Source organism: Gammaproteobacteria bacterium, from assembly GCA_036383255.1.
Taxonomy (GTDB): domain Bacteria; phylum Pseudomonadota; class Gammaproteobacteria; order Natronospirales; family REEB76; genus DASUBN01.
This window is the reverse complement of sequence record DASVOS010000011.1, coordinates 90,866-112,992: the sequence shown is the minus strand read 5'-3', so window position 1 is coordinate 112,992 and position 22,127 is coordinate 90,866. Positions and strand designations below refer to the sequence as shown.

General features: G+C 65.3%; 21 protein-coding genes. 15 read left to right on the top strand and 6 right to left on the bottom strand.

Features of this window, described 5'->3' with window-relative positions; genetic code table 11:
* The first annotated feature begins 4 nt into the window (after positions 1–4).
* From VF651_07355 to VF651_07315, 9 genes are all read left to right on the top strand, one after another.
* Positions 5–748 carry a hypothetical protein gene (locus tag VF651_07355; protein HEX7965519.1) on the top strand — a complete coding sequence of 248 codons (744 nt, stop codon included), beginning with the start codon at positions 5–7 and terminating at the stop codon, positions 746–748.
* A gap of 25 nt (positions 749–773) precedes the next feature.
* Positions 774–1,544 carry a phosphatase PAP2 family protein gene (locus tag VF651_07350; protein HEX7965518.1) on the top strand — a complete coding sequence of 257 codons (771 nt, stop codon included), beginning with the start codon at positions 774–776 and terminating at the stop codon, positions 1,542–1,544.
* Between the two features lie 43 nt (positions 1,545–1,587).
* Positions 1,588–1,935, top strand: coding sequence for a metalloregulator ArsR/SmtB family transcription factor (locus VF651_07345; protein HEX7965517.1), 348 nt, complete (start codon positions 1,588–1,590; stop codon positions 1,933–1,935).
* Entirely contained in the window at positions 1,932–2,399 is a 468-nt protein-coding gene (locus VF651_07340; protein ID HEX7965516.1) for an SRPBCC family protein, read from the top strand. The genes VF651_07345 and VF651_07340 overlap by 4 nt, the downstream gene beginning before the upstream one ends.
* Before the next feature lie 199 nt (positions 2,400–2,598).
* A complete protein-coding gene (locus VF651_07335; GenBank protein HEX7965515.1) occupies positions 2,599–3,282 on the top strand; it encodes a hypothetical protein in 684 nt (227 codons plus the stop codon).
* A 49-nt stretch (positions 3,283–3,331) separates the two neighbouring features.
* Positions 3,332–3,766 carry a hypothetical protein gene (locus tag VF651_07330; protein ID HEX7965514.1) on the top strand — a complete coding sequence of 145 codons (435 nt, stop codon included), beginning with the start codon at positions 3,332–3,334 and terminating at the stop codon, positions 3,764–3,766.
* Between the two features lie 72 nt (positions 3,767–3,838).
* Positions 3,839–4,129 (top strand): hypothetical protein, encoded by a 291-nt coding sequence (locus VF651_07325; protein ID HEX7965513.1) that lies wholly within the window; start codon positions 3,839–3,841, stop codon positions 4,127–4,129.
* Between the two features lie 9 nt (positions 4,130–4,138).
* On the top strand, positions 4,139–4,819 hold the full coding sequence (locus tag VF651_07320; GenBank protein HEX7965512.1) for a hypothetical protein: 681 nt from the start codon (positions 4,139–4,141) through the stop codon (positions 4,817–4,819).
* Between the two features lie 233 nt (positions 4,820–5,052).
* Positions 5,053–5,250 carry a CPXCG motif-containing cysteine-rich protein gene (locus tag VF651_07315; GenBank protein ID HEX7965511.1) on the top strand — a complete coding sequence of 66 codons (198 nt, stop codon included), beginning with the start codon at positions 5,053–5,055 and terminating at the stop codon, positions 5,248–5,250.
* 9 nt (positions 5,251–5,259) lie between these two features.
* Here VF651_07315 and VF651_07310 read toward each other — a convergent pair whose 3' ends face one another.
* From VF651_07310 to VF651_07290, 5 genes are all read right to left on the bottom strand, one after another.
* A complete protein-coding gene (locus tag VF651_07310; GenBank protein HEX7965510.1) occupies positions 5,260–5,412 on the bottom strand; it encodes a hypothetical protein in 153 nt (50 codons plus the stop codon).
* Between the two features lie 126 nt (positions 5,413–5,538).
* Entirely contained in the window at positions 5,539–6,432 is an 894-nt protein-coding gene (locus tag VF651_07305) for a DUF2935 domain-containing protein (GenBank protein HEX7965509.1), read from the bottom strand.
* A gap of 351 nt (positions 6,433–6,783) precedes the next feature.
* Complete coding sequence (locus tag VF651_07300; protein ID HEX7965508.1) at positions 6,784–7,770, bottom strand: hypothetical protein; 987 nt, start codon at positions 7,768–7,770, stop codon at positions 6,784–6,786.
* A gap of 15 nt (positions 7,771–7,785) precedes the next feature.
* Complete coding sequence (locus VF651_07295; GenBank protein HEX7965507.1) at positions 7,786–8,643, bottom strand: CPBP family intramembrane glutamic endopeptidase; 858 nt, start codon at positions 8,641–8,643, stop codon at positions 7,786–7,788.
* A gap of 7 nt (positions 8,644–8,650) precedes the next feature.
* Complete coding sequence (locus tag VF651_07290) at positions 8,651–11,251, bottom strand: M1 family metallopeptidase (protein HEX7965506.1); 2,601 nt, start codon at positions 11,249–11,251, stop codon at positions 8,651–8,653.
* 188 nt (positions 11,252–11,439) lie between these two features.
* Between VF651_07290 and VF651_07285 the strand changes: the two genes are divergently transcribed.
* The 4 genes from VF651_07285 to dcp all read left to right on the top strand — a co-directional run bounded on the left by VF651_07285 (position 11,440) and on the right by dcp (position 18,705).
* Positions 11,440–12,585: a GGDEF domain-containing protein gene (locus VF651_07285; protein ID HEX7965505.1), complete on the top strand. Its 1,146-nt coding sequence runs from the start codon at positions 11,440–11,442 to the stop codon at positions 12,583–12,585.
* 122 nt (positions 12,586–12,707) lie between these two features.
* Positions 12,708–15,341, top strand: coding sequence for an EAL domain-containing protein (locus VF651_07280; protein ID HEX7965504.1), 2,634 nt, complete (start codon positions 12,708–12,710; stop codon positions 15,339–15,341).
* A 27-nt stretch (positions 15,342–15,368) separates the two neighbouring features.
* Entirely contained in the window at positions 15,369–16,427 is a 1,059-nt protein-coding gene (locus VF651_07275) for a patatin-like phospholipase family protein (protein ID HEX7965503.1), read from the top strand.
* A gap of 118 nt (positions 16,428–16,545) precedes the next feature.
* Positions 16,546–18,705 carry a peptidyl-dipeptidase Dcp gene (gene dcp, locus VF651_07270; protein HEX7965502.1) on the top strand — a complete coding sequence of 720 codons (2,160 nt, stop codon included), beginning with the start codon at positions 16,546–16,548 and terminating at the stop codon, positions 18,703–18,705.
* 145 nt (positions 18,706–18,850) lie between these two features.
* Here the strand turns inward: dcp and VF651_07265 are convergent, their stop codons facing one another.
* Positions 18,851–19,186, bottom strand: coding sequence for a hypothetical protein (locus tag VF651_07265; GenBank protein ID HEX7965501.1), 336 nt, complete (start codon positions 19,184–19,186; stop codon positions 18,851–18,853).
* Positions 19,187–19,506: 320 nt separating this feature from the next.
* Between VF651_07265 and VF651_07260 the strand changes: the two genes are divergently transcribed.
* Together VF651_07260 and VF651_07255 are read left to right on the top strand one after the other, a co-directional pair.
* A complete protein-coding gene (locus tag VF651_07260; GenBank protein HEX7965500.1) occupies positions 19,507–20,097 on the top strand; it encodes a hypothetical protein in 591 nt (196 codons plus the stop codon).
* Positions 20,094–21,998: a prolyl oligopeptidase family serine peptidase gene (locus VF651_07255; protein ID HEX7965499.1), complete on the top strand. Its 1,905-nt coding sequence runs from the start codon at positions 20,094–20,096 to the stop codon at positions 21,996–21,998. Before VF651_07260 ends, VF651_07255 begins: the two co-directional genes overlap by 4 nt.
* Positions 21,999–22,127: the final 129 nt, after the last annotated feature.

Here is a 22,127-nt window from a genome sequence, read left to right as displayed (position 1 = left end):
ACTCATGCGCAAGTATTTCATTCTCGTATTTGCTTTTCTGACGACCCAGGCACTCGCTAGCGAGCCACCGCCCGGTTGGCATCAAGATATCCCCGCTGGACCGGCCAATATCGAGGGTGTTCCGGTATCTGGTCGCCTGGATTCCGTATCCGTTGCCGATGTCCTTCAAGCAATCACCGCGTTAAGAGATATCGGCGTGAAGAGTTCGGAACTGGTGGTGGTCAGCGGGGACGAAATGCACGGCTATGAAGCAAATAGGGATTTGGGTTGGTTTACTGCCAAACGCACGAAGTGCGTGTGGACGGATCATACAGAGCACCCTTGTTGGGATGCGTTTGGTCAGGGTCTTCCTGAATTGAAGCAGCCCCTGCATTTCATCAAATCAGCGCAGGAGGTCTATATTTTTCCTGTAGTGACACCACTGGAACCGCACCGGGATGATGCGCATATGCGACTGCTTGGCAAGGATGCGCGGGATGAGTTGGCGGATATATTCAAAGACGATGATATCTGGATGCGAGGTCTAAACAGCCTCATGTATCCCTCAACCAAGGATCAGACGGTTGGTCTGTTGTTTCGGGATAGTGATCATGAGTTGGTACTGTTCTACCAGGCCTATGGCAGATGGACAGGCACCTTCGATGGGGAACATTTGACCGGGGATTTCGATCCCGAGAAGGACAAGGTATTTGATGCGTGGGAGCATAAATACGCTCAAGCTGAATTGGGTTTCGGGAAGACGCAGTAGCTTATGAGACATTCGGAGAGAGTGGGTGGAGCTAGCTGAATCTTCGTTCATATCCGGGTTCCTGGACGACGTCCGGGCTGCCCGTACGTTGTTCCTGCGTCCGCAACGCCTTACGCTCCCGATGGTCGCGCTGTTCGCGATCATCCCCTTCTACTTGGTGATAGGCGCGTTCGTAGCCCATGGCCACACATACCGGCCCGAGACTCGGCTGGATGCGCTGTTCCCCCTGGTTCCTGCCTGGTCATTGGTCTATCTGTCCCTGTTCCTCGCGGCGCTACTGCCGGTCTTCGTCGTGCACCAGCAGGAGCTGGTCCGGCGGGTCGTCTGGATGTACCTGACCACCTGGCTCACCGCCTTCGCAGTGTTCCTGCTCTATCCCACCGCGGCGCCGGTGCACGCGGATGTGCTCGGCGGCGGCTTCACCGACGCGGTGATGCGCGGGCTCTACGACTCCGACGTCAGCTACAACTGCTTCCCTTCCTTGCACGTGGCCCAGTGCTATCTGGCCGCCAGCTGCTGCCATAAGGTCCATCGGCGCACCGGCATGGTCGCCTTCGCCTGGGCGACGCTGGTGTCCCTCTCGACCCTCTATACCAAGCAACATTACGTGGCGGATGTCGTGGGCGGCATGGCCCTGGCGTTCACGGTCAGCCACCTGTTCCTGCGCGGCTACCCCCGGGAGGCCACGCCCGCGGCGGAGCGGCGGCTCGCACCGGCCTTGGCCCTCGGTGCCTTTGCCGTCTACGGTCTCGGGGTATCCAGCCTCTGGATCGCCTACCTGGTCACCAAGCCTTAGCTACCGTTTGCATGGCTGCGGCCCCTGCTATATACTGAACTATATGGTTCAGTATAGCAGTACTCGTTTCGACGCATCGTTCTCGGCCCTCTCGGACGCCACCCGGCGCGGGGTCCTGGAACAGCTGGTACGCGGGGACGCTTCCATCACGGACCTGGCCGAGAAGTTCCACATGACCCTCACGGGCATGAAGAAGCACGTCAGCGTCCTGGAGCAGGCGGGGCTCGTGGTCACCGAGAAGGTCGGGCGAGTTCGCACCTGCAAGCTTGGCCGGCGGCGGCTTGAGGAAGAAGCCGCCTGGATCGAGCGCTACCGGCAGCTTTGGGAAGCGCGCTTCAGCGAGCTGGATGACGTCATCGAAGAATTGAAGAGAAAGGAGAAGCGGAAATGAAAGGCGATACGAAGGTCGAACGAAAAGGTGACCGCGAACTAGTGGTAACCCGGACCTTCGACGCGCCCGCACACATCGTGTTCGAGGCCTGGACCAAGCCCGAGCTCTTCAGGCGCTGGTGGGTGCCCAAGTCCGCTGGCATGACCTTGCTTTCCTGCGAGTTGGATGTCCGCACCGGCGGCGGCTACCGTCTCGAGTTCAGTCATCCCCAGTTCCCAAATCCCATGGTGTTCTTCGGCAAGTACAGCGAAGTGATACCGGACGCCCGCATGGTCTGGACCAACGAGGAAGAGGGCGGCGGCAACGTCACCACGCTGACCTTCGAAGAGAAGGGCGGCAAGACGCGAGTGGTCCTGCACGAGCTCTATCCCTCCAAGGAAGCCTGCGACGCCACCTTGGAGATGGATGAGGCCTGGCACGAGCAGTTCGCGCAGCTGGACAAGCTTCTCTCCACGCTTACTTAGGGCAGGCTGCGTTTTCCATCCCACGTGCCCTTCCCCGGATTCAGGGGGAGGGACTATCTATTCCTTCATTCCATGGTCAGCATGCTGTCTGGCTAAGGCAGCCGCGGGCTTACCACCTGCATTTCCTAGGGGGCTTCGCCACGAAATTGTCATGGATTTCGGCAGCTGTTATCGTCGAATCTTGGAAAGGGGTCCACGCATGCGATACGTCAAAGGAATGATGGGGTTCTTTGGGCTGGCTTTGCTGGGCATGGCCCCGCTGGCTGGATTCGCCGACGTGCCGCCTTCGATGGTCGAAGTCGTGTCTCCCAAGGTTTCGTTGAGGCTGGTCGAGGACTGGTGGCAGTGGGCGGAGTCAGTGCCGCTGGAGAAGAGTCCCATCCAGGATGAGACGGGCGCGGACTGCGCGCAGGATCAGCAGGGTCCGGTGTGGTTCCTGGCGGGAGGTTACGGCACGTCGAAGATCCACCGGGCCTGCACCATCCCCGCGGGCAAGTCCCTGTTCTTTCCCATCATCAACATGGTCTATTTTCCCGGTCCGGGTTCAACCCCCTTGAATTTCACCTGTGCAGACGCGCAGGAGTATGCAGAGCTGGACAACGACACGGCCATGGACCTCTTCGCCTCCGTGGATGGCGTGTCCATCGAGGGCCTTAAGCGGTTCCGGGTCTCCACGCACGATTGCTTCGATATCTTCGCGCGTCTTCCCGAAGACCAGCAGCCTTATTCGGGATACCCCTCGGCGACCGACGGGTTCTGGCTCATGCTGAAACCCTTGAGCAAGGGGCGCCACCTGATCAAGTTCGGCGGCAGATACAACAGTTCTACACCGGACTACGGGCATATGATCCAGGACATCGAATACGAACTGACCGTCGAGTGAGCTGGTGACGCCTAAATTTTTCTAAAACAAACAAACGGGGAGAACTGCAATGGCTGACCAGATCGTCGTCTCTGAGAGTGCGCTGGGCTACCTGAACGCCACCCGGCCGTGGGTGAAGTTCCTCGCCATCGTAGGATTCGTGTTCACCGGCCTCATGATCTTCTTCGGGCTGATCGCCACCCTGGCGTTCTCCGCGCTGCCGGCGCAAAGCGGCATGCCGGCGAATTTCGGACGGGTGTTCGGCCTCCTCTATATCGTGCTGGCGGTCATCTACCTCATGCCCTGCCTCTATCTACTCCGCTACGCCAAGGCCATCTCGCTGATCCCCAGCGTCGGCCAGGGCGCCCTGGAAGACGCCCTCAAGAACCAGAAGGCCTTCTGGAAGTTCGCCGGCATCCTGATGATCGTGATGCTTTGCCTGTACGTGCTGATCATCTTCGTGGGTGCCGCCGCTGGCCTCGCCGGTCTGGGCCGCCACCACTGACAGGCATGCGCTTCACCGCCTCGCCGAGGGGGCGGTGAAGCCAACTCATCGCTAGAAGAGGGCACGACAGCCATGGATAGTTTCTGGAACCATCACGGGTTATGGTTCATCCTGTTCATGTTCTTCTTCCCGCGCCTGACGCTGCTCCTCTCCAGCGTGCCCTTCGGGGGCATCCTGTGGTGGCTGGGCTGGATATTCGCGCCGCGCCTGCTGGTGGCGATCCTCGCCACCACCAACTACTGGGCCACGGACACCGTGCTCTGCGTGCTGGCCTGGGTCTGGGCCCTGGGAGGGGAGGGATTCGAGAAGACAGTAGTCGTCTACAAGCGGCCAAAATACTCTCGTAACCGTGAGCTGAGTTAGGGGAAGGAAATGCCATCGAAGTTGTCTCTCACGGGACTTATTCTGCTGGCCATGATCGGCTGCGCGAGTGCGCCGGCTGGACCTTATTGGGAAGACCCGGCCTGGCTTGAGACCTTCAAGCAGTCCCTGCATCTCGCTTATCCCTGGGTGATCCAGGGCGGCGACCGAAAAGCCTTCAAGGCGACGGTTGGGATCAGTTACGTGGATGGCAAGTTTACGTCCGTCGGCATCGTCGAGTCTTCCGGTAACCCGGAGGTGGATCGCAACATCACGTCCCAGATCCGCTATCTGCCTTTGCCGGAAGCAGAGGGCCCTGAGAAGATGGAGGCCCGCGATATCCAGGTAGAGATCACCCTGATGCCGAGCACGGAGGATATCGCCAGCGTCATGAGGCAGGCTGTCACGAATCAGGCGATGCCGGCATTGAGAGAGGAATGGTCGGGAGACCACGGCTATGTCATGGTCGGATTCTCCTATCTGGATGGCATGATCTCCGACGTCGAAGTCCTCTATAACGACGACATCAAGAGGTTGGGTGATTCCGTCGTAAAGCAGGTCTCACGCGTGCGGGCACCGCTCATCCCGAGCTTGGCAGGCCAGCGGATGCACTTCACGGTCGGTTTCTGTTTCAGGACCACCCATGTGGCTTGCCGGGAAGCACAGCAGCGTGCTGATGGCACCCTTCACTAGCCTCACTGTGAAGGGCATTTCCCGGGCCAGGTAATTTTCCGGGCGCGGACTATACTTCAAAGTACGGACGGCGGACTCCCAAGCTCCGCATGGGCGGGTGCTCCCCGCGCCAGATGGCCTAGATGCCACGTCCGCTTACAGCACTGGTGACTTACCACCAACGGCCCGCCAGCCAGGCAACGTAGCGACCCGCGACGACCTGGGACGGGCCTTTCAATGTAAGGAGCCGTCCGATGCTGAACGCCACGGAACCCGCCTCCATCACATGCCCGTACTGCGGCGAACCCATCGAGATCCTGGTGGATCTGTCGGTGGACGAACAGAGCTATATCGAGGATTGCCAGGTCTGCTGCCGGCCCATCAACCTGAGGGTGACAGTGGATGAGGATGGCCTGCCGCAGGTGACGGCGGCCTCGGAAGACGAGGCTTAGAGGAAAAGGCTAGTGGGGCACGTCTTCGGGCGCGGCGCCGGCGCTCTCGCCCGCGGCCGCCGCGGCCTTCTTGGCGGCTTTCTTCGCCAGCTTCTCGTCTTTCTTCTTCTGCTTGGCGAGGTCCCGCTGGCGCTTGTCGAACTTGTAATTGGCTTTGGCCACGTGGCGTTCCTTCAGGTGAAGGAGCCAGTATAGGCCTTATCCGCGCGGGAAGCCCATGAGCAAGGCTAGGTAGTTGCACCGTGGCCCTTTCAGGCCGCCGATGCAACTACCCATCCAACCGCTTGCTTACACCGCTCTCTTCAGCTCGTCCACGAACTTGATGGACTCGCGGCGCAGGTGGTCCGCCATGGCCGGGATCATCATGCTCTTGACCCGTCCGCCCTCGATGTCGCGGCAGAGCTTGGTCTTGAGGTCCAGGATGGCCTCGGCGCAGCTCAGGATCTCATAGGTCGCCTGGTTCTTGACCAGGGAGACGACCACCGAGCCCGGCTCGCCCACCAGGGACGCGACCACGCCGCCGGTGCCGCCGCGGTTCAGGTGGCGGAACACGCTGCTGGTCTTCATGCAGGCGTCGATCAGGGCGTACTCCTCCGGGTCCAGCAGGTGGGCGATGAAGCGGCAGTCCTCATCCATGCTGCCGGTCCAGAAAGTGCTGACCTCTGCGCGGTCAAACTCCGCGTCGCCGAGCCCTAAGCCCTGCAGGCGTCGGCACCAGCGCTGCGCCTCGCGCTGGGTGTGCTCGAAGGCGAGAGGCCAGATCAGGCAGTACAGCTTGCCGCTGGCCTGGGCCTCGCGGCAGGCTTCCTTGAACGCGATGAAGGGCTTGATCTCCTTGATCACCGTCTCGCAGAACGCCTTGACCGCATCGGCCTGCGGCGGCCCCTCGGCGGCGATCTTGGCGAGCAGGGCCTTGAACTTCACCTCGAACTGCTCGGCCTGGTCGTGCTCGCGCGGCGCCAGTTCCTGCGGCATCTGCAGGGCGAAGAACTGGGCGTGTTCCGCCATGTTCTCCACGGCGAAGCGCGCATCGGCCCAGGCGTGCAGGCAGACGTCCTGCTGGTCCAGGGCCGGCAGGATCACTTCCTTCTCGAACTTGGATTCACTCCTTGAACCGTCTTTGCTGCGTACATGGGTGACGAAGTCTTTCGGCTGGGTACGTAGTGCTAGGCTCGGGGTCATGGTGCTTCCTCCGGGGTTTATTAGAGATTGCATAAACCGCCCCCGGCTCCACGTTGCATGGAGTCGTCGCACATCCTGGATGTGCTGCTGCGTTTTGCGCGCAGGGTGTGGACCCTACGCGTGTAACGCGCTGCTAACTGCGAACCCGGTCACATACTTTGCGTGCCAAAGTCACAGGGGCGCACGATATGTCCGCTACGCCCGAGCCTGCCGGAGACCAAGTCCAAAAGGGGACGGGCGGCCGTGGCGGAAAAACCTTCGCGGTCAATGATGTGACGCGCGATGCTGCCGTGGCGGACGAGGGACATTTTCCATATCGCGCAGCGGGTAGCCAGGCGGCTTGGGGCAAGGTCAGAACCTGTAGCCGGCGCCGAGCAGGAGCACGTCCGCGTCCCGGTCATAGCGCGTCAGGAGCCGGTTGAAGGAGGCGCGCGCCGTCCAGCGTGGGGTGAAGTCGTAGCTCGCGGTGAGGCTGACGATGCCCGCCAGGCGGTCGTCGTCGTCGCCCACCCGCACCGGCTTACCGTTGCCGTTCAGCACGAAGACCTGGTTCTCCTGGTTCACCACCACGTAAGCCCCCGCGCCGATGCCGAGCGTGAACCCGTCCAGCGGCAGCGGATGCACGAGCCAGAGCTGGCTGGTGATGCCGTTGCGGCGGATGATCTCGTTGCCGCCTTCGTTCAGCCAGCCCAGCGTCCACTCGGCATAGGGCGTCAGGGCATGCCGGTAATCCACCGAGTAGGCGGTGGAGCGCTCGGGCGCGAAGCTGTTGAGGGTGGTTCGCCCCAGGAAGACTTCGACCTGATGGGTGCCGGTTCCCCCGGCAAAGGATGCGCCGACGGGGCGCTCGTCGAACCGGTAGCCGATGCCGATGATGTGCATGGTCGAGTCATGCGCGCCCGCCTCGATGCGGTTGGTGCGCAGGTACACGAGCCAGGATTGGCCCACGAACCAGGTGATCTCGGCGCTGTAGATGGGCCGCAGGCCGTGGCTGTTGTCGTACCGCGAGAACGTGGGATGCGCCTCATCCCTCGCCGTGTCGAAGAAGAGGTAAGGCCCGGCGCCGAGAGCCACCGCCAGGTGCTCGAAGGGGTAGGCGCGTGCCCAGAGCTGCGCGGTGAAGCCGTCGCGATGATCGTTGTCCTGATGGCCCTCGTTGAGCCAGCCCACGGTCACGCGGACATGCTCGCCAAGCCCGTGGCCGTAGTCCAGCTCCCAGCCGTACGTGCTGTTGGCGTCATCCCGGTCGTAGGTGGTGCCGCCGCTCAGGCGCAGTTGCTCGCCCGCAGAGGCGGAGGATGCGGCCAGGAGCCCGGCCAGCAACATCGGTAGACGCATCGACTTGATCCTTTGCTAGACCGCCGCCGGCGCGAGCCTCTTGGGTCCGCGCATGTCCAGTGCGGCCGCGGTGGCGGCCAGCACCAGGATGGCGTCATAGATGAGCTGCAGTGTATCGATGCCGTGGGGCAGCGTGAAGCACTTGATGATGAGGAACAGGGCGTAGTTGGTGCTGGTGTGCAGCAGGATGGCGAGGAGCGTGCTGCGGCCGGACTTTATGTAGAACCAGGTGAACACCACCGAGAGGCTCAATACGTTCACGAGGAAGACCATCGGATGCAGGGCCTTGCCGTCCGCGAGATAGAGCGGGATATGCCACAGGTACCAGACCACGCCCACCGCGAGGCCGGCCTTGAGCGGCGAGAGCTGCTTGAGCAGTTCCGGCAGCAGCAGGCCGCGCCAGCCCGGCTCCTCTCCCAGGGGGCCATCGAACACGGCGATCAGGAAGAAGAGCAGCACGAACTTGAGCGGGTGAACCTGCGCGGGTTCGAACTGCAGCAGCCCCTGGGGATAGCCCGCGGCCACGATGAGCGCGCTCACCGCGAGCGGCCCCAGGAACGCCAGGAGATAGAGCCGCCCCGGGACGCGCCAGCGGACGAGGCTGCGCCCCCATCCCGCGAGGCCCGGCTTGCCCTGGAAGTAGGCCAGCGTGAGCGCCGCTGCCAGCGCCGGGCCGAACATCCGCAGTGCCGCGCCCAGCAGCAGGCCGGGGATGGAGTTGCCCACCAGCGAGAAGTCGAACGGCCCCATGGCGAAGGGCAGCCGGCCTTCCTGGGCGAGGCTGATGAGCAGCCAGTAGAGGCAGGCGAACCACACCGCCAGCAGCGTGAAGACCGCCGCCGGCAGGTACGGCGTGAGCCGCGTCTCCTTCAAGGCCACCTCAGTCGGTGTGGGTCTTGAGCCATGCGTCCACCTGCGGCAGGCGCTTCTCGCGGATGCGCGCGTTCTCGGTGATGGCCGCCTCGGCCTTGGTCACGTCACGCCGCGCGGACTCGGGGATGTTGTGTTCCGCATAGGCCCTGAGCTTCGCGATGATGGCGGTATCGCGGCCGTTGGCGGCGAGGCGCGGCCCGAAGCGGTTGCGGCTCGCGGGCTCGATGAGGCTCTCGAACAGCTTCTCGTGGGCCGAGAGGAAACCCAGCGCGAGCTCGGGGTAATAGTTCGAGGTGGCGGCGAGGATCGCCGGGCGGGTGGTGGCCGGGACTTCCTCCGTGAGGCTGAGCGCGAGCGCCTTCTGCACTAGTGCCGGGTCGTGGGCCGAGCCCAGGTACACGTAGAGCTGGCGCTTCTCGAGGTTGGAGGTGGCGGCCTTGGCGAGCGCATGGAGCTGGTCCCAGGTGGCTGCGTCCGCATGGTCCGCCACGATGTCGAGCACCGACTGGCGCAGGTCCGCGTTCAGGCTCTCCGGGTCCTTGAGGTACCTGGCGAAGCGGGCGCGGGCTTCCTTCACCACGTCCGGGTCGTCGAACTTGCCCAGGGCGCCGAGCAGGTCGCTGCGCAGCAGCGTGATGTTCTGGTCCTCGCCCGGCTTCGCGTCCCAGCCCACCTTGGCGAACACGGGCGCCAGCGTCTTGCGGCCGTAAGCCTTGAACGCGGCCTGGCCCGGCAGCCCCTCATATAAGGAGTCCAGTTCCTCGAGCTGGTCCACCAGGGTGCGGGTGACCATGGGGTCCAGGTTCGCGGAGGCGTGGCGGGTGAGCTGCAGGAAATCCGTCAGCGACTCGTAGCCCGCATAGCCCAGCGCCTGGCTATCGTTGAGCAGGCCAAGCTGGTCCGTGGGCGAGAGGTCCTCGAAGCGCGCCGCGAGGCGGCCGAAGCTCGGGCCGTCGTAGAGCACGCGGTAGTAGCCGCCTTGCCCCGCGTTCACCAGCGGCACCACGCCGGACTCGAGCGGCACGTCCACCGGCTTGTCCGCCGAGACGAAGCCGTGCCAGAGCGGCGTGCCGTCCACTGACGCGATGTTGACCGGCACGTGCCAGTTGCCGGCGGGCTGGCCGGCGCCGTCCGCCGTGAAGCGCGCCTGCGTGAGGCGCAGGCCGGTCTCGTTGCAGTCCGCCTGCACCAGCGGGATGCCGGCCTGCAGCGTGAAGTCGTGCGCCACCCGCGTGATGCTCTCCTTCGAGGCCTTGTCCAGCTCGCGCCACAGGTCGTCGGTGACGGTGTTGCCATAGGCGTGGGCCTTCATGTACGTGCGCACGCCCGCGCGGAACGCGTCCTCGCCCACGTAGGCTTCCAGCATCCGCACGATGGCCTGGCCCTTGGAGTAGGTGATGCTGTCGAAGGCCTGGCTTGCCTGCAGCACGTCGTAGATGGGGGTGACGATGGGGTGGCTGCCGTCGCGCGCGTCCAGGCGCATGGCGTTCTCCTTGGCGCTCACCGACTGGAGCCAGGGCTTCCACTCGGGGTGGAAGTGGTCGGTGGCCTTGTACTCCATCCAGGAGGCGAAGCCCTCGTTGAGCCACAGGTCGTCCCACCATGCCATGGTCACGAGGTCGCCGAACCACTGGTGCGCCATCTCGTGGGCGGTGATGATGTAGACGCGGCGCAGGTCCTCCTCGGTGGAGATCTTGGGGTCGAGGATGAGCGCGCGCTCGAAGGAGAAGATGGCGCCCCAGTTCTCCATGGCGCCGAAGAACTGGCTCTGGCCCGGGCCGCCCACGAGGTCGAGCTTGGCGAGCGGGTACTTCACGCCGAAATAATCTTCGTAGTAGGGCAGCAGCTGTACCGCCGCGTCCAGCACGAACCTGGCCTTGTCCGCGTCGCCGCGCTTCACCACCACGCCCACGTCCACGCCATCCACCTTCTTCGAGATGCGCTCGAAGTCGCCTAGGCCGAAGAAGAGGAGATACGAGGACATCTTCGGGGTGGGAGCGAACTCGACCCGGGCGAGGCCGCCGGCCAGCGGCGTGGTCTTGGCCACCGGCGTGTTGGAGAGGGCCATCTCGGCCGCCGGCACCACGGCGGTGAGGGTAAAGCTCGCCTTGATGCCGGGCTCATCCCAGCAGGGGAGCACGCGCCGCGCGTCGGAGTTCTCGAGCTGGGTGAAGAGGGCACGCCGCTTGCCGCTGGCGGTGTCATAGTCGAGAGCGAAGAACCCCGCCGGGTGCTGGCTGATCTTGCCGGTGTACTCGATGTCCAGGCGGTGGCGGCCGGCGCTCACCGGCGACTTGAAGCTCAAAGTGGCGGTCTCGTGCTCACCATCGAAGGTGACGGAGGGGGTCTCGCCCGTGCCCGAGAGGCTGACCTTGGTGAATGCGAGGTCCGCGGCGTTGAGCTGGATGCTGCGGGTGGCCTGCTTCACGTCCAGGTCGATCTGCACCGCGCCCGTGAACGCGAGCTTCTCCGCGTCCGGCGTGAGGGTGAGGGCATAGTGCAGGGGTACCACGCCGCCCGGCAGCACGATGCGCTCGGGGGCGGCGGCGACCGCGGTGATGGAGACGGACATGAGAAGGAGGCCTGTAACGAGGGGTCGGACGTCCATGGTAACCCTTGTGGTTCTGATGGTGCCCGCGGGGGCGCGGGTGTAGGACTAGGACCGCAGGGGTCCGGGGAAATTCCCCATCGCGCCGTCCTGGGCACTTGTCTATAGTATCGGAAGGGATAGGGAACCGGTCCGACACTATCGCCAGCCACGGATAGGCTCATCCGTGAGGTTTCCGGAAGGGGTCCATGGGCAAGTTCTGGCGTGATTTCTGGAAGCGTCCCGACGCCGCCATGCTGCTGGCCGGCGGCGAGGGCGAACGCCAAGTGGCGCTGGTGCGCGTGGTGGTGGTGGCCCTGCTGCTCATCACCCCGGTCTGGCGCCTGATCGAGAACCCTTCCAACCCGGAGAACATCTGGGGCTTCGTGGTCACGGTGCTGGCCATGATCTTCGGCCTCGCGGTACTGGCTTACCTGCGCTTTCGCTCCTACCAGCCCTGGCTGGGCTTCCTGACCTCCATCTTCGACGGCTCGCTGGTGACCCTGGCGCTCATGCTGTTCGTGATCGTGGGCAACCCTCTGGACGGGGTGAACGACAAGATCACCTATGAAGTGTACTTCCTGGTGCTGGCGGCCATGAGCCTGCGCCAGGACCGGCGCATCTGCATCCTGGTGGGCGGCTTCGTGGTGCTGCAGTACGGCGCACTGGTGGGGTACGTCGCGACCCACTACGACGTGGCGGCCCTGTACCGGCAGAGCAGCTACAATGGCGCCTTCAGCGGCGCCGACCAGTGGACGCGCGTGATCCTGATGGCCTCGGCGGTGTTCATCAGCTACGCCTACGTGGTGCGCTCGCAGCGCCTGGTGAACCGCGCCATCCGCGACCCCATGACCGGCCTGCTCAACCGCGGCTACTTCGACACGCTGTTCGGCTACGAGATCGAACGCGCGCGGCGCTACCAGCAGCGCTTCGCGGTGGTGGTGGTGGACGCGGACCACTTCAAGCAGATCAACGACAGTCACGGCCACGCGGCCGGCGACGCGGTGCTGAAGGTGCTGGCGCGCACGCTGCAGGACAGCCTGCGGGAGAGCGACGTGGTGGTGCGCTTCGGCGGCGAGGAGTTCGTGCTGCTGCTGCACGACACCGGCGCCGAGGCGGCGTTCGCCAAGGCCGAGGCCATGCGCCTCGCGGTGGCGCGGCTCGTGGTGGGACCGCCTGAGCACCCCATCTCGTTCACCCTGAGCGCCGGCGTCGCGGTATATCCGGACGACGGTACCCTGGCGCACGTGCTGCTGTCGCGCGCGGACCAGCGGCTGCTGCAGGCCAAGCACGGCGGCCGCAACCAGGTGGTGGGCCGCAGCCCCGCGCCGGATGCGGAGGCCGCCAGCGCCTGAGGGGAAGGGTTATAGTGTCCGCAAGAGCGGCTCCCGGACCATGATGACAGCCGTACAAGGCACGCTGGGGGCCGGCGGTATATGGGGAGGCGCACGCGCGAAAGCGCGGCCGCTGCACGAGTATGAAGAAGAAGCGCGTGACCCAGACCGCGCGTGGCGCCAAGCGCCGCCGCCCGGTCAAGGACACAGTGGCTCGCATCGCGGCGCTGGAGGCGGAGCTGGCGAAGCTCCGGGCCGGCGCGGGCGCGAAGGGGCGCGCCAGGCTCACCAGCGTCAAGGTCCCCGAACAGTTCGAGACGCCGTTCCTGCGCGCGCAGGAGTACGTGACGCGCTACTTCTCCAACCGCGTCGAGCAGCCCGACACCGCCACCATCTCCATCGCCGGCGAGCGCTACGTGCTGCTGCGCGCGGCCTCGCTCTCGGTCGAGTTCGTGGAGATGGTCACCAAGCTCTATCAGGACAAGGGGAAGGAGGAGGCGCGCAGCGTCGCCAACAACCTGCTGTTCGACCTGGCGCACGCGCTCGGCAAGGCCGACGCCCGCAGTTTCCAGCAGAAGATGGCGGTGAGCGACCCGATCGACAACCTCTCGGCGGGACCCATCCACTTCGCGTTCTCGGGCTGGGCGTTCGTGGATATCTCGCCCGAGTCGCGTCCCTCGCCGGACGAGGACTATTTCCTCCTCTACGACCACCCGTTTTCGTTCGAGTCGCACTCCTGGCTGGCCAAGAACCGGCGCAGCGACGCGCCGGTGTGCGTGATGAACGCCGGCTACTCCTCCGGCTGGTGCGAGGAGAGCTTCGGGCTGCCGCTGGTGGCGGTGGAGATCGAGTGCCTGGCCGCAGGCGGCGAGCAGTGCCGATTCATCATGGCGCCGCCCTCGCGCATCGAGGAGCACCTCAAGCGCCACGCGCGCCAGCATGCCGCTGCCACCGGCGTCGCGCGCGCGCCGGCCCCGGTGCCGGAGTTCTTCCAACGTAAGCGCCTGGAGGAGGAACTCAGGCAGGCCAACGACCGCCTCGAGCGGCGCGTGCAGGAGCGTACCCGCGAACTGGAGCAGGCCACCGGCCAACTGAGGCTCCTGGGCTCGGCGGTGGAGAACGCGGCCGAGGGTTTCGTGATCATGCAGCAGGCCGAGGAAGGCGAGCCGCGCATCACGTTCGTGAACCGCGGTTTCACCCAGATCACCGGGCACACGGAGGCGGACGCGGTCGGCGCGACCATGCGCAGCCTCTGCGTGGCGGAAGATGAGGCCACGGTGGAGGCCCTCTGCGACTGCATGCGGCGCGGGCTGCCGTACGAGGCGGAGTTCGCGGCGCTGCGCAAGGATGGCTCGCGCTTCGCGCTGGAGGCGCACGTGATGCCCGCGGACCACGGCGAGGTCGGGAAGTACTGGATCGCGATCCTGCGCGACGTGAGCGACCGCAAGGCGCACCTGGACGCGCTGCGCCACCAGGCGCTGCACGACGACCTCACCGGCCTGCCGAACCGGGTGCTGCTGCACGACCGCATCGAGCAGGGGATCCTCGCCATGCGGCGCCAGGGCCGGCCGTTCGCGCTGCTGTTCCTGGACCTGGACGGGTTCAAGGAGATCAACGATACCTTCGGCCACTACACCGGCGACGTGCTGCTGGCTAAAGTGGGGGCGCGCCTGCGGGCCAACCTGCGCTCCACCGATACCATCGCGCGCCTGGGCGGCGATGAGTTCGCGGTGCTGCTGGAACGCCTCGGCGGGCCCGAGGATGCGCCGCGTCTCGGGGCGCAACTGCTGGAAGCACTGGAACTGCCGTTCCTGATCGAAGGCCAGCAGCTGGTGGTGGGTGCCAGCATCGGCATCGTGCAGTGCCCCGACCACGGCAGCGATGCCATCACGCTGATGCGGCGCGCGGACGTGGCCATGTATGCGGCCAAGGCCAGCCGCGCCGGCATCATGACCTACGACTCGCAGCAGGATTCCCACTCGCCGGCGCGCATCCAGCTCGCCAACGAGCTGCGCTCCAGCATCGACGACCGCCACATGCGGCTGCACTATCAGCCGGAGATCGCGGTGGCGGACGGCAAGCCGGTGCGGGTGGAGGCGCTCCTGCGCTGGCAGCACCAGGACGGGCGGCTCCTGCTGCCGGACGAATTCCTGCCGCTGGCCGAGAGCGGCGATCTCATGGACAAGATCTCGCGCTGGGTGCTGGCCGCGGCGATCCGCGATTGTCGCGAGTGGCACGACGCGGGCCTGGACGTGGGCGTGTCGGTGAACCTCTCGCCGGGGAACCTCAGGGACCAGAAGCTGCCGGACTTCATCGCCGAGATGCTGGCGCAGAACGGCCTGGCGCCGGCGCAACTCACCATCGAGATCACCGAGAAGGGCATCCTGGGTGACGCGGTGCTGGCGGCCGGGGTGTTCCAGCGGATGCGCGCCATCGGCGTGGGGCTTTCCATCGACGACTTCGGCACCGGCTATTCCTCGCTGGTGCACCTGAAGCACCTGCCGTTCACCGAGCTCAAGGTGGACCGGCTGTTCACCACCGAGATGCTGGTGAACGAGCATGACTCGGCCATCGTGCGCTCCACCATCGACCTCGGCCACGAACTCGGCCGCTCCATCGTGGCGGAAGGGGTGGAGAGCCGCGAGGTGCTGGAGCGCCTGCGCAGCTACCGTTGCGACTTCGCCCAGGGCTACTTCATCAGCCCGCCGTTGGAGAAGGCGGCGCTGCGGGAGTGGCTGCTGGACCCGCCGGCCTTCGCCCTGCGCCATCCGTCTTAGGACTCACATCATCAGGGAGGATGAGACATGCCAAGCGACAGCAAGTACGGCCAGTTCCGTAACCTCGTGTTCGAGGGCGGCGGCGTCAAGGGCATCGCCTATGCCGGCGCGATCCAGGCGCTGGAGGAGGCAGGCATCCTGCCGAACATCGTGCGGGTGGCCGGCACCTCGGCAGGCGCCATCACCGCCGTGTTGCTCGCGTTGGGCGCCGGCAGCAAGGACGTGGCGGCCATCGTGGGCGGTACGGACTTCCATCAGTTCATGGATGCAGGCTTCCCCCTGAGTGCGCCGCTGCGCCTGGTGAGGGACTATGGCTGGTACAAGGGCGACGCGTTCGCCGATTGGATCAAGGCCATCATCAAGCGTTATGCGAAGGACGAGGGACTGACCTTCGCGGGGCTGCGCAAGCTGCGGGCCCAGGGCGGCAACAGCTTGCGCGAGCTCTACATGGTGGGCACCGACCTCTGCACCCAGCAGCCGCTGGTGTTCTCGGCGGAGGACACGCCGGACGTGCCGATCTGGTCCGCCACGCGCACCTCCATGAGCATCCCCCTGTTCTTCCAGGCGGTGCGTGTGGGCAAGGACGTGCGGGTGGACGGCGGCGTGAGCTGGAATTACCCGTTGGACCTCTTCGACGACAGGAAGTACCTGGACGACAAGCGCGCCGGCGTGAAGCCGGACTACCCCACGGTCTACGACGCGGACCAGGTCTACAACAAGGAGACGCTGGGGTTCCGGGTGGACACCTCCGACGAGATCGCGGCGGAGAAGGCGAGCTGGAAGTTGCCGCCGGCGGACATCAACGACGTGGCGGACTACATCAAGGCGCTGGTGGGATTCATGACCGACATCGCCAACAAGGCGCACCTGCACGAGAACGACTGGCACCGCACGGTGTTCATCGACGCGGCCGGGGTGAGCGCCACCGACTTCGGCCTGAGCCAGGCTGAGGTCCGCACGCTCGTGGCGAACGGCCTCAAGGGTGCCCGGGACTATCTCGCCTGGTTCGCCGATCCCAAGCCGGCGGTGAAGCCCAGGAACCTGAAGGCCCCGGCGGAACCTAAGGCCCGGGGCCGGGTCTCTTAGGTACCGGGTCTAAGGCCTTGGCCTCGGGCCCCCGGCCGGGGTAAAGTCCGGCCTTCCTTGCAGCGCCCCGGCACCCGGGGATGCCACTCATAATATAAGCCAGAATGAGGATCACCACATGTTCAAGAGCCTGAGCCTCAGCTTCGTCGGCGTGGCGATGATCGCCGCGGCGACCTCCACGGCCCTGGCGGACGGCGCCAAGCCCGCCGCTGCCCCGGCCCCCGCATCCTTCACCGCGGACAACCCGTTCGCGAAGCCGAGCCCGCTGCCGATGCAGGCACCGCAGTTCGACAAGATCAAGGACAGCGACTACCAGCCCGCCATCGAGGAAGGCATCAGGCAGCAGCGCGCCGAAGTGGACGCTATCGCCAACAACACCGCGGCACCCACCTTCGAGAACACCATCGCCGCCCTGGAGAAGAGCGGCCAGCTGCTGACCCGCGTGGGTCTCGTGTTCAGCGCCGTCACCGGCGCTAACACCAACGATGAGCTGCAGAAGGTCCAGGAAGAGGAGGCCCCCAAGTTCCAGGCGGCCCAGGACTACATCACCCTGAACTCCAAGCTGTTCTCCCGCATCGAGACCCTCTACAAAGAGCGCGCCAAGCTCAAGCTGGACCCGGAACAGAACCACCTGCTGGAGTACTACTATCAGGAGGCCGTGCTGGCCGGCGCCAGGTTGAACGACGCTGACAAGGAAAAGCTGAAGAAGCTCAACTCGGAACTGGCCGGGCTCACCAACAAGTTCCAGGACCAGCTCCTGGCCGGCACCAAGGCCGGCGCGCTGGTGGTGGACGACAAGGCCCAGCTCGCGGGCCTGAGCGACCAGCAGATCGCCGCCGCCGCCAAGGCCGCCGAGTCGCGCAAGCTCACCGGCAAGTGGGTGATTCCGCTGCAGAACACCACCCAGCAGCCCTCGCTGCAGTTCCTCACCGACCGCGCCACCCGCCAGAAGCTGTTCGAGGCCTCCTGGCTGCGCACCGAGCACAACGACGCGAACGACACCCGTCCCACCCTGCTGCGCATCGACGCGATCCGCGCCGAGCAGGCCAAGCTGATGGGCTACCCCAACTACGCCACCTGGAAGCTGCAGGACCAGATGGCCAAGACCCCCGCCGCCGTGGACAACCTGTTCGGCAAGCTGGTGCCGGCGGTGACCGCCAAGGCCCGTGACGAAGCCAAGGAGATCCAGGGCGTGATCGACCAGGAGAAGGGCGGCTTCAAGCTGCAGCCCTGGGACTGGAACTTCTATGCCGAGAAGGTGCGCAAGGCCAAGTACGACCTGGATGATGCCCAGGTGCGTCCGTACTTCGAACTGAACAAGGTGCTGCAGGACGGCGTGTTCTATGCCGCCAACCAGCTCTATGGCCTGACCTTCAAGGAACGCCACGACCTGCCGGTCTGGCATCCGGACGTGCGCGTGTTTACGGTGTACGACAAGGACGGCTCGGAGATGGGCCTGTTCTATTGCGACTACTACAAGCGTGACAACAAGTCCGGCGGCGCCTGGATGAGCAACCTGGTGGTGCAATCCAAGGTGCTCGGCCAGAAGCCGGTGATCTTCAACGTCGCCAACTTCACCAAGCCCGCCGAAGGCCAGCCGGCGCTGCTCTCGTGGGACGACGTGACCACCATGTTCCACGAGTTCGGCCACGGCCTGCACGGCCTGTTCGCCAGCCAGGAGTATCCGACGCTGTCCGGCGCCAACACCGCCCGCGACTGGGTCGAGTTCCCCTCGCAGTTCAACGAGCACTGGGCTTCGGACCCGAAGGTGTTCGCGCACTTCGCGGTGCACTACCAGACCGGCAAGCCCATGCCCGCCGACCTCGTGGCCAAGATCAAGAAGGCCGCCACCTTCAACCAGGGCTACGACCTGACGGAGGTGCTGGCCGCTTCCGAGCTGGACATGAACTGGCATGAGCTCGCCCCGGGCGGCGTGCCGAAGGATGTGGACCAGTTCGAGAACGACCAGCTCGGCAAGGACGGCCTGCTCATGAAGGAAGTGCCGACCCGCTACCGCTCGAGCTACTTCCTGCATATCTGGAGCAACGGCTACGCGGCGGGCTACTACGCTTATACCTGGACCCGCATGCTGGCTGACGATTCGTTCGCCTGGTTCGAGAAGAACGGCGGCCTGAGCCGCAAGAACGGTGACCGCTTCCGCGAGATGATCCTGTCGCGCGGCAATACCGAGGACTACGGCACCATGTTCCGGGCCTTCAACGGCCATGATCCGGACATCGGCCCGTATCTCAAGGACCATGGCATAGACAGCAAGTAATCTGCTGTGAAGCAGGAGGGGCCGGCGCAAGCCGGCCCCTCATTTTTTTATGGGGCAAAAAAAGACCCCGCTCGAAGCCAAGCGGGGCACTGGGGGAATAAAAAGCCCGCCGCCGGATGACCCGGACGGCGGTAAAGCCAGATGCTCAGTGGAACTGGCGGCGCCAGCGGTCGGCGTGTTGGTCGTCCACGAGTTCGACGCTGATGATGTAGCCGCGCGCATCGTCGCAGTGGGCGATGGAGCGGGCGACGCCCTTCAGTGTGTGGGCCCGGTCCTGGCCCTGCAGGCTGATGTCGATGTCCAGTATCTCGCCCATGGGCAGCTTGCTGCTGGAGAAGATCTGCAGGCCCTGGGACGTGAGGTCCAGGGCGGTCGCATAGTGCTTCGAGGCCACGGGGTCGGCTTCCTGCGACTCCCGGGTGCGGATGATCGCGCGCTCTTCCATGTACAGGCTGGGGATGGTGCGGCGGGCTCTCGGCATGTCTGCGTGGACTCCTCGGGGTCGGCTGCTTTCAGTGGCGACTAGATTGCCTTGGACGCGAAATACCCTGTATCGGGCTCCCCCGGATTTCCCCTTAGGGGAAACCCTGGTTAATCGTGACGCATTGTTAAACGCCACTACGGTACGCGTCCGGCGCAAAAAGCCCGCGCATGCACCGGCTCGTGCGACATTAATGTTGCAATACTGTAGGACACCTCCGGTAAGTGCGGACCTATACTCCGGGTGGAATACGGATACCCGCACTAAGGGGACTTCAGGACTTGCATCAGGATCATCTTCGGCGGCTCGCAGGAGCCGTATTGCTCGCATGCGGCATGCTCTTCGGCGTGGCCGCCCGCGCGGCCCAGCCTGCGGATCTCTCCCATCTCCAACTGCAAGCGGCGCAGGGCGTGCTGGTGGTGTCCGTGGATACGGACATGCCGCTCAAGTCCCTGCGCTTCAGGCGCCTGGACCAGGCTGCGGACGAGCAGCAGGTGGCAGAGCAGGCAGTGGCGGGACGCTCAGTGCAATTCCTGGTGCTGCCGGCGGGGCATTACCGCTGGACCGAGGTGGACCTTGGCGGCGCCAACAGCATCCCGTTGGACCGGTCCGCCTCGCCCCGCTATGAGTTCACGGTGCAAGCGGGCAAGGTGAGCTACCCCGGCGACTTCGTGGTACGGGCGGAAGGCGGCAGGAGTGCTGACCAGGCCGCCGCCAGCGTGACCAACGGCGCCAGCCTGGCGGACGTCGGCTATTCCCTCTCGCTGGTGGACCGCTACGCCATGCTGCTGGACGCATTGGCGCCCGCGCAGCGGGACGCCCTCGGCCGGCTGGGCCTGGTCTACGTGGGCCCGGGCGGCGACGACTTCCCTTTCTATGAGCACGCGGTGACACGCGGCCACACGCCGTGAGGCGCCTCATCGCGCTCACCTGTGCGCTGCTGGCCCTGCCGGCGGCTGCCTTCGCCGGGGACTTGGTGCCGGTATCGGACTTCTTCCGGCCCTATGCCTTCAACGATGCGCGCCAGAGCCCCGATGGCAGGCTTGCCGCCGCCGTGAACCGCACTGACGCCGCGCACCAGTACGTCTCGGTCATCGATCTCGCCACCGGCGCCCGCAGCGAGGTGGTGGGGGCCGCCGGCGCGGAGGAGCACTTCGACGAACTGCAATGGGTCTCTGATGACACCGCCGTGTTCACCGATCATCTGGGCAAGGGATCGCACATGGTGGCGGTGCAATGGCGGGGGCAGGACGGCAAGCCGCGGATCACCCCCTGGCCCGAGGGCGTGACGTTCGCGGACCCGCAGCAGATGGATGACCGCAGCATGCTGGTGGGCTACGGCGATTCCCTCTACGAAGTGGACATCAACGGCGATCCGCGCCAGCTCGAGCAGCAGGAGAACCGGCGCGTGAAGCTGCCGGGCGGCACCGTGAAGTACCTGCAGAGCGGCAACGGGCGCTACCGCATCGCCGTGACCCAGCACGCGGATGGCGGCCACAGCTACTGGTGGAAGGCGCCGGTCAGCGACTGGATCGAGTTCAAGCGCGCGGGCAAGGATGAGACGTTCAACCCGGTGACGCTGGCGGATGACGGCCGCACCCTCACTGTGGTGAGCGACCTCGATCGCGACACCCGCGCGTTGTTCCTGTATGACGTGGCGGGTGGCGGCTTCACCCGCACGCTGCTCGCGGACCCGGAGCGGGACGTCACCTACTTCCGCTTCGACTGGTCCACCCGCAGCGTGACCGCTGCGGGCTGGGACGCGGGCGGCAGCCCGCACTACGAGGTGCTGGATCCGGCGGCGCGGGACGCGATGCCGGCGCTGGCCGCGACTTTCCCAGGGATGAACGTGGCGCCGGTGAACCTGAGCCGGGACCGCAAGCACATGCTGCTGTTCGTGAACAGCGACCGGGATCCGGGCGGCTACTACGCGTTCGATCTCAGCACCGGCAAGGCCGGGCTCCTGGGCAAGCTCATGCCCTGGCTCGATGCCGCGCGGTTCACGCCGGTGCAAGCGAGCGTGCTGCACACGGACGACGGGCTGGCGCTGGATTATTTCCTGGCGGTGCCCGCCCAGGGCACGGGTCCGTTTCCCCTGGTGGTGGTGCCCCATGGCGGGCCCATCGGCGTCTTCGACACCCACGGCTTCGACAGCGAGACGCAGCTGCTCGCGAGCCGTGGCTACGCGGTGCTGAAGGTCAACTACCGGGGCAGCGGCGGGAGCGGCGGCAGACTGCGGGAAGCGGGCAAGCACCAGTGGGGCCGCAAGATCGAGGACGACATCGAGGCCACGGTGCATGCGGCATTGAAGGATCCGCGCCTGGATGCGGAGCGGGTGTGCATCGTCGGCGCGAGCTACGGCGGCTACTCGGCGCTGATGAGCGTGATCCGGGATCCGGCCCTGTTCAAGTGCGCCGCGAGCTACGCGGGCGTCACCGACCTCACGCTCATGTACGCCAACACTCGGGTGCAGTTCGACCGCAACGCCCTGGACGCCCTGGCGGACGTGATCGGCGACCCGGCCAAGGATGCCGAGACCCTGCGGGCCCTGTCACCGGCCTACCTTGCCCAGAAGATCACGCGCCCCGTGTTGATCGCCCAGGGTCTGGAGGACACGCGGGTGGATCCGGAGCATGCCTACCGCATGAAAGTGATGCTGGATCACTACCGCAAGCCCTACGAGTTCTACACCTACCAGGGCGAGGGCCACGGCTTCGCGGGGGCGGTGGATGAAGTGGATTTCTACACCAAGCTCCTGGCCTTCCTGGGCCGCCAGATCGGGCCCGCGCCGGTGCTGGCCCAGGCACCCTGAGTAAGGAAATCCCTACAAGATCCAGGGGGTAAGTCGGCTTGATGGGGCCGCGGGCAGAAGGTCTATAATGTGGTCGCTGCCCCCTTAGCCTTCGGCCGAGGCGGGTGGCGGGATGCCAGGACGGCGTCC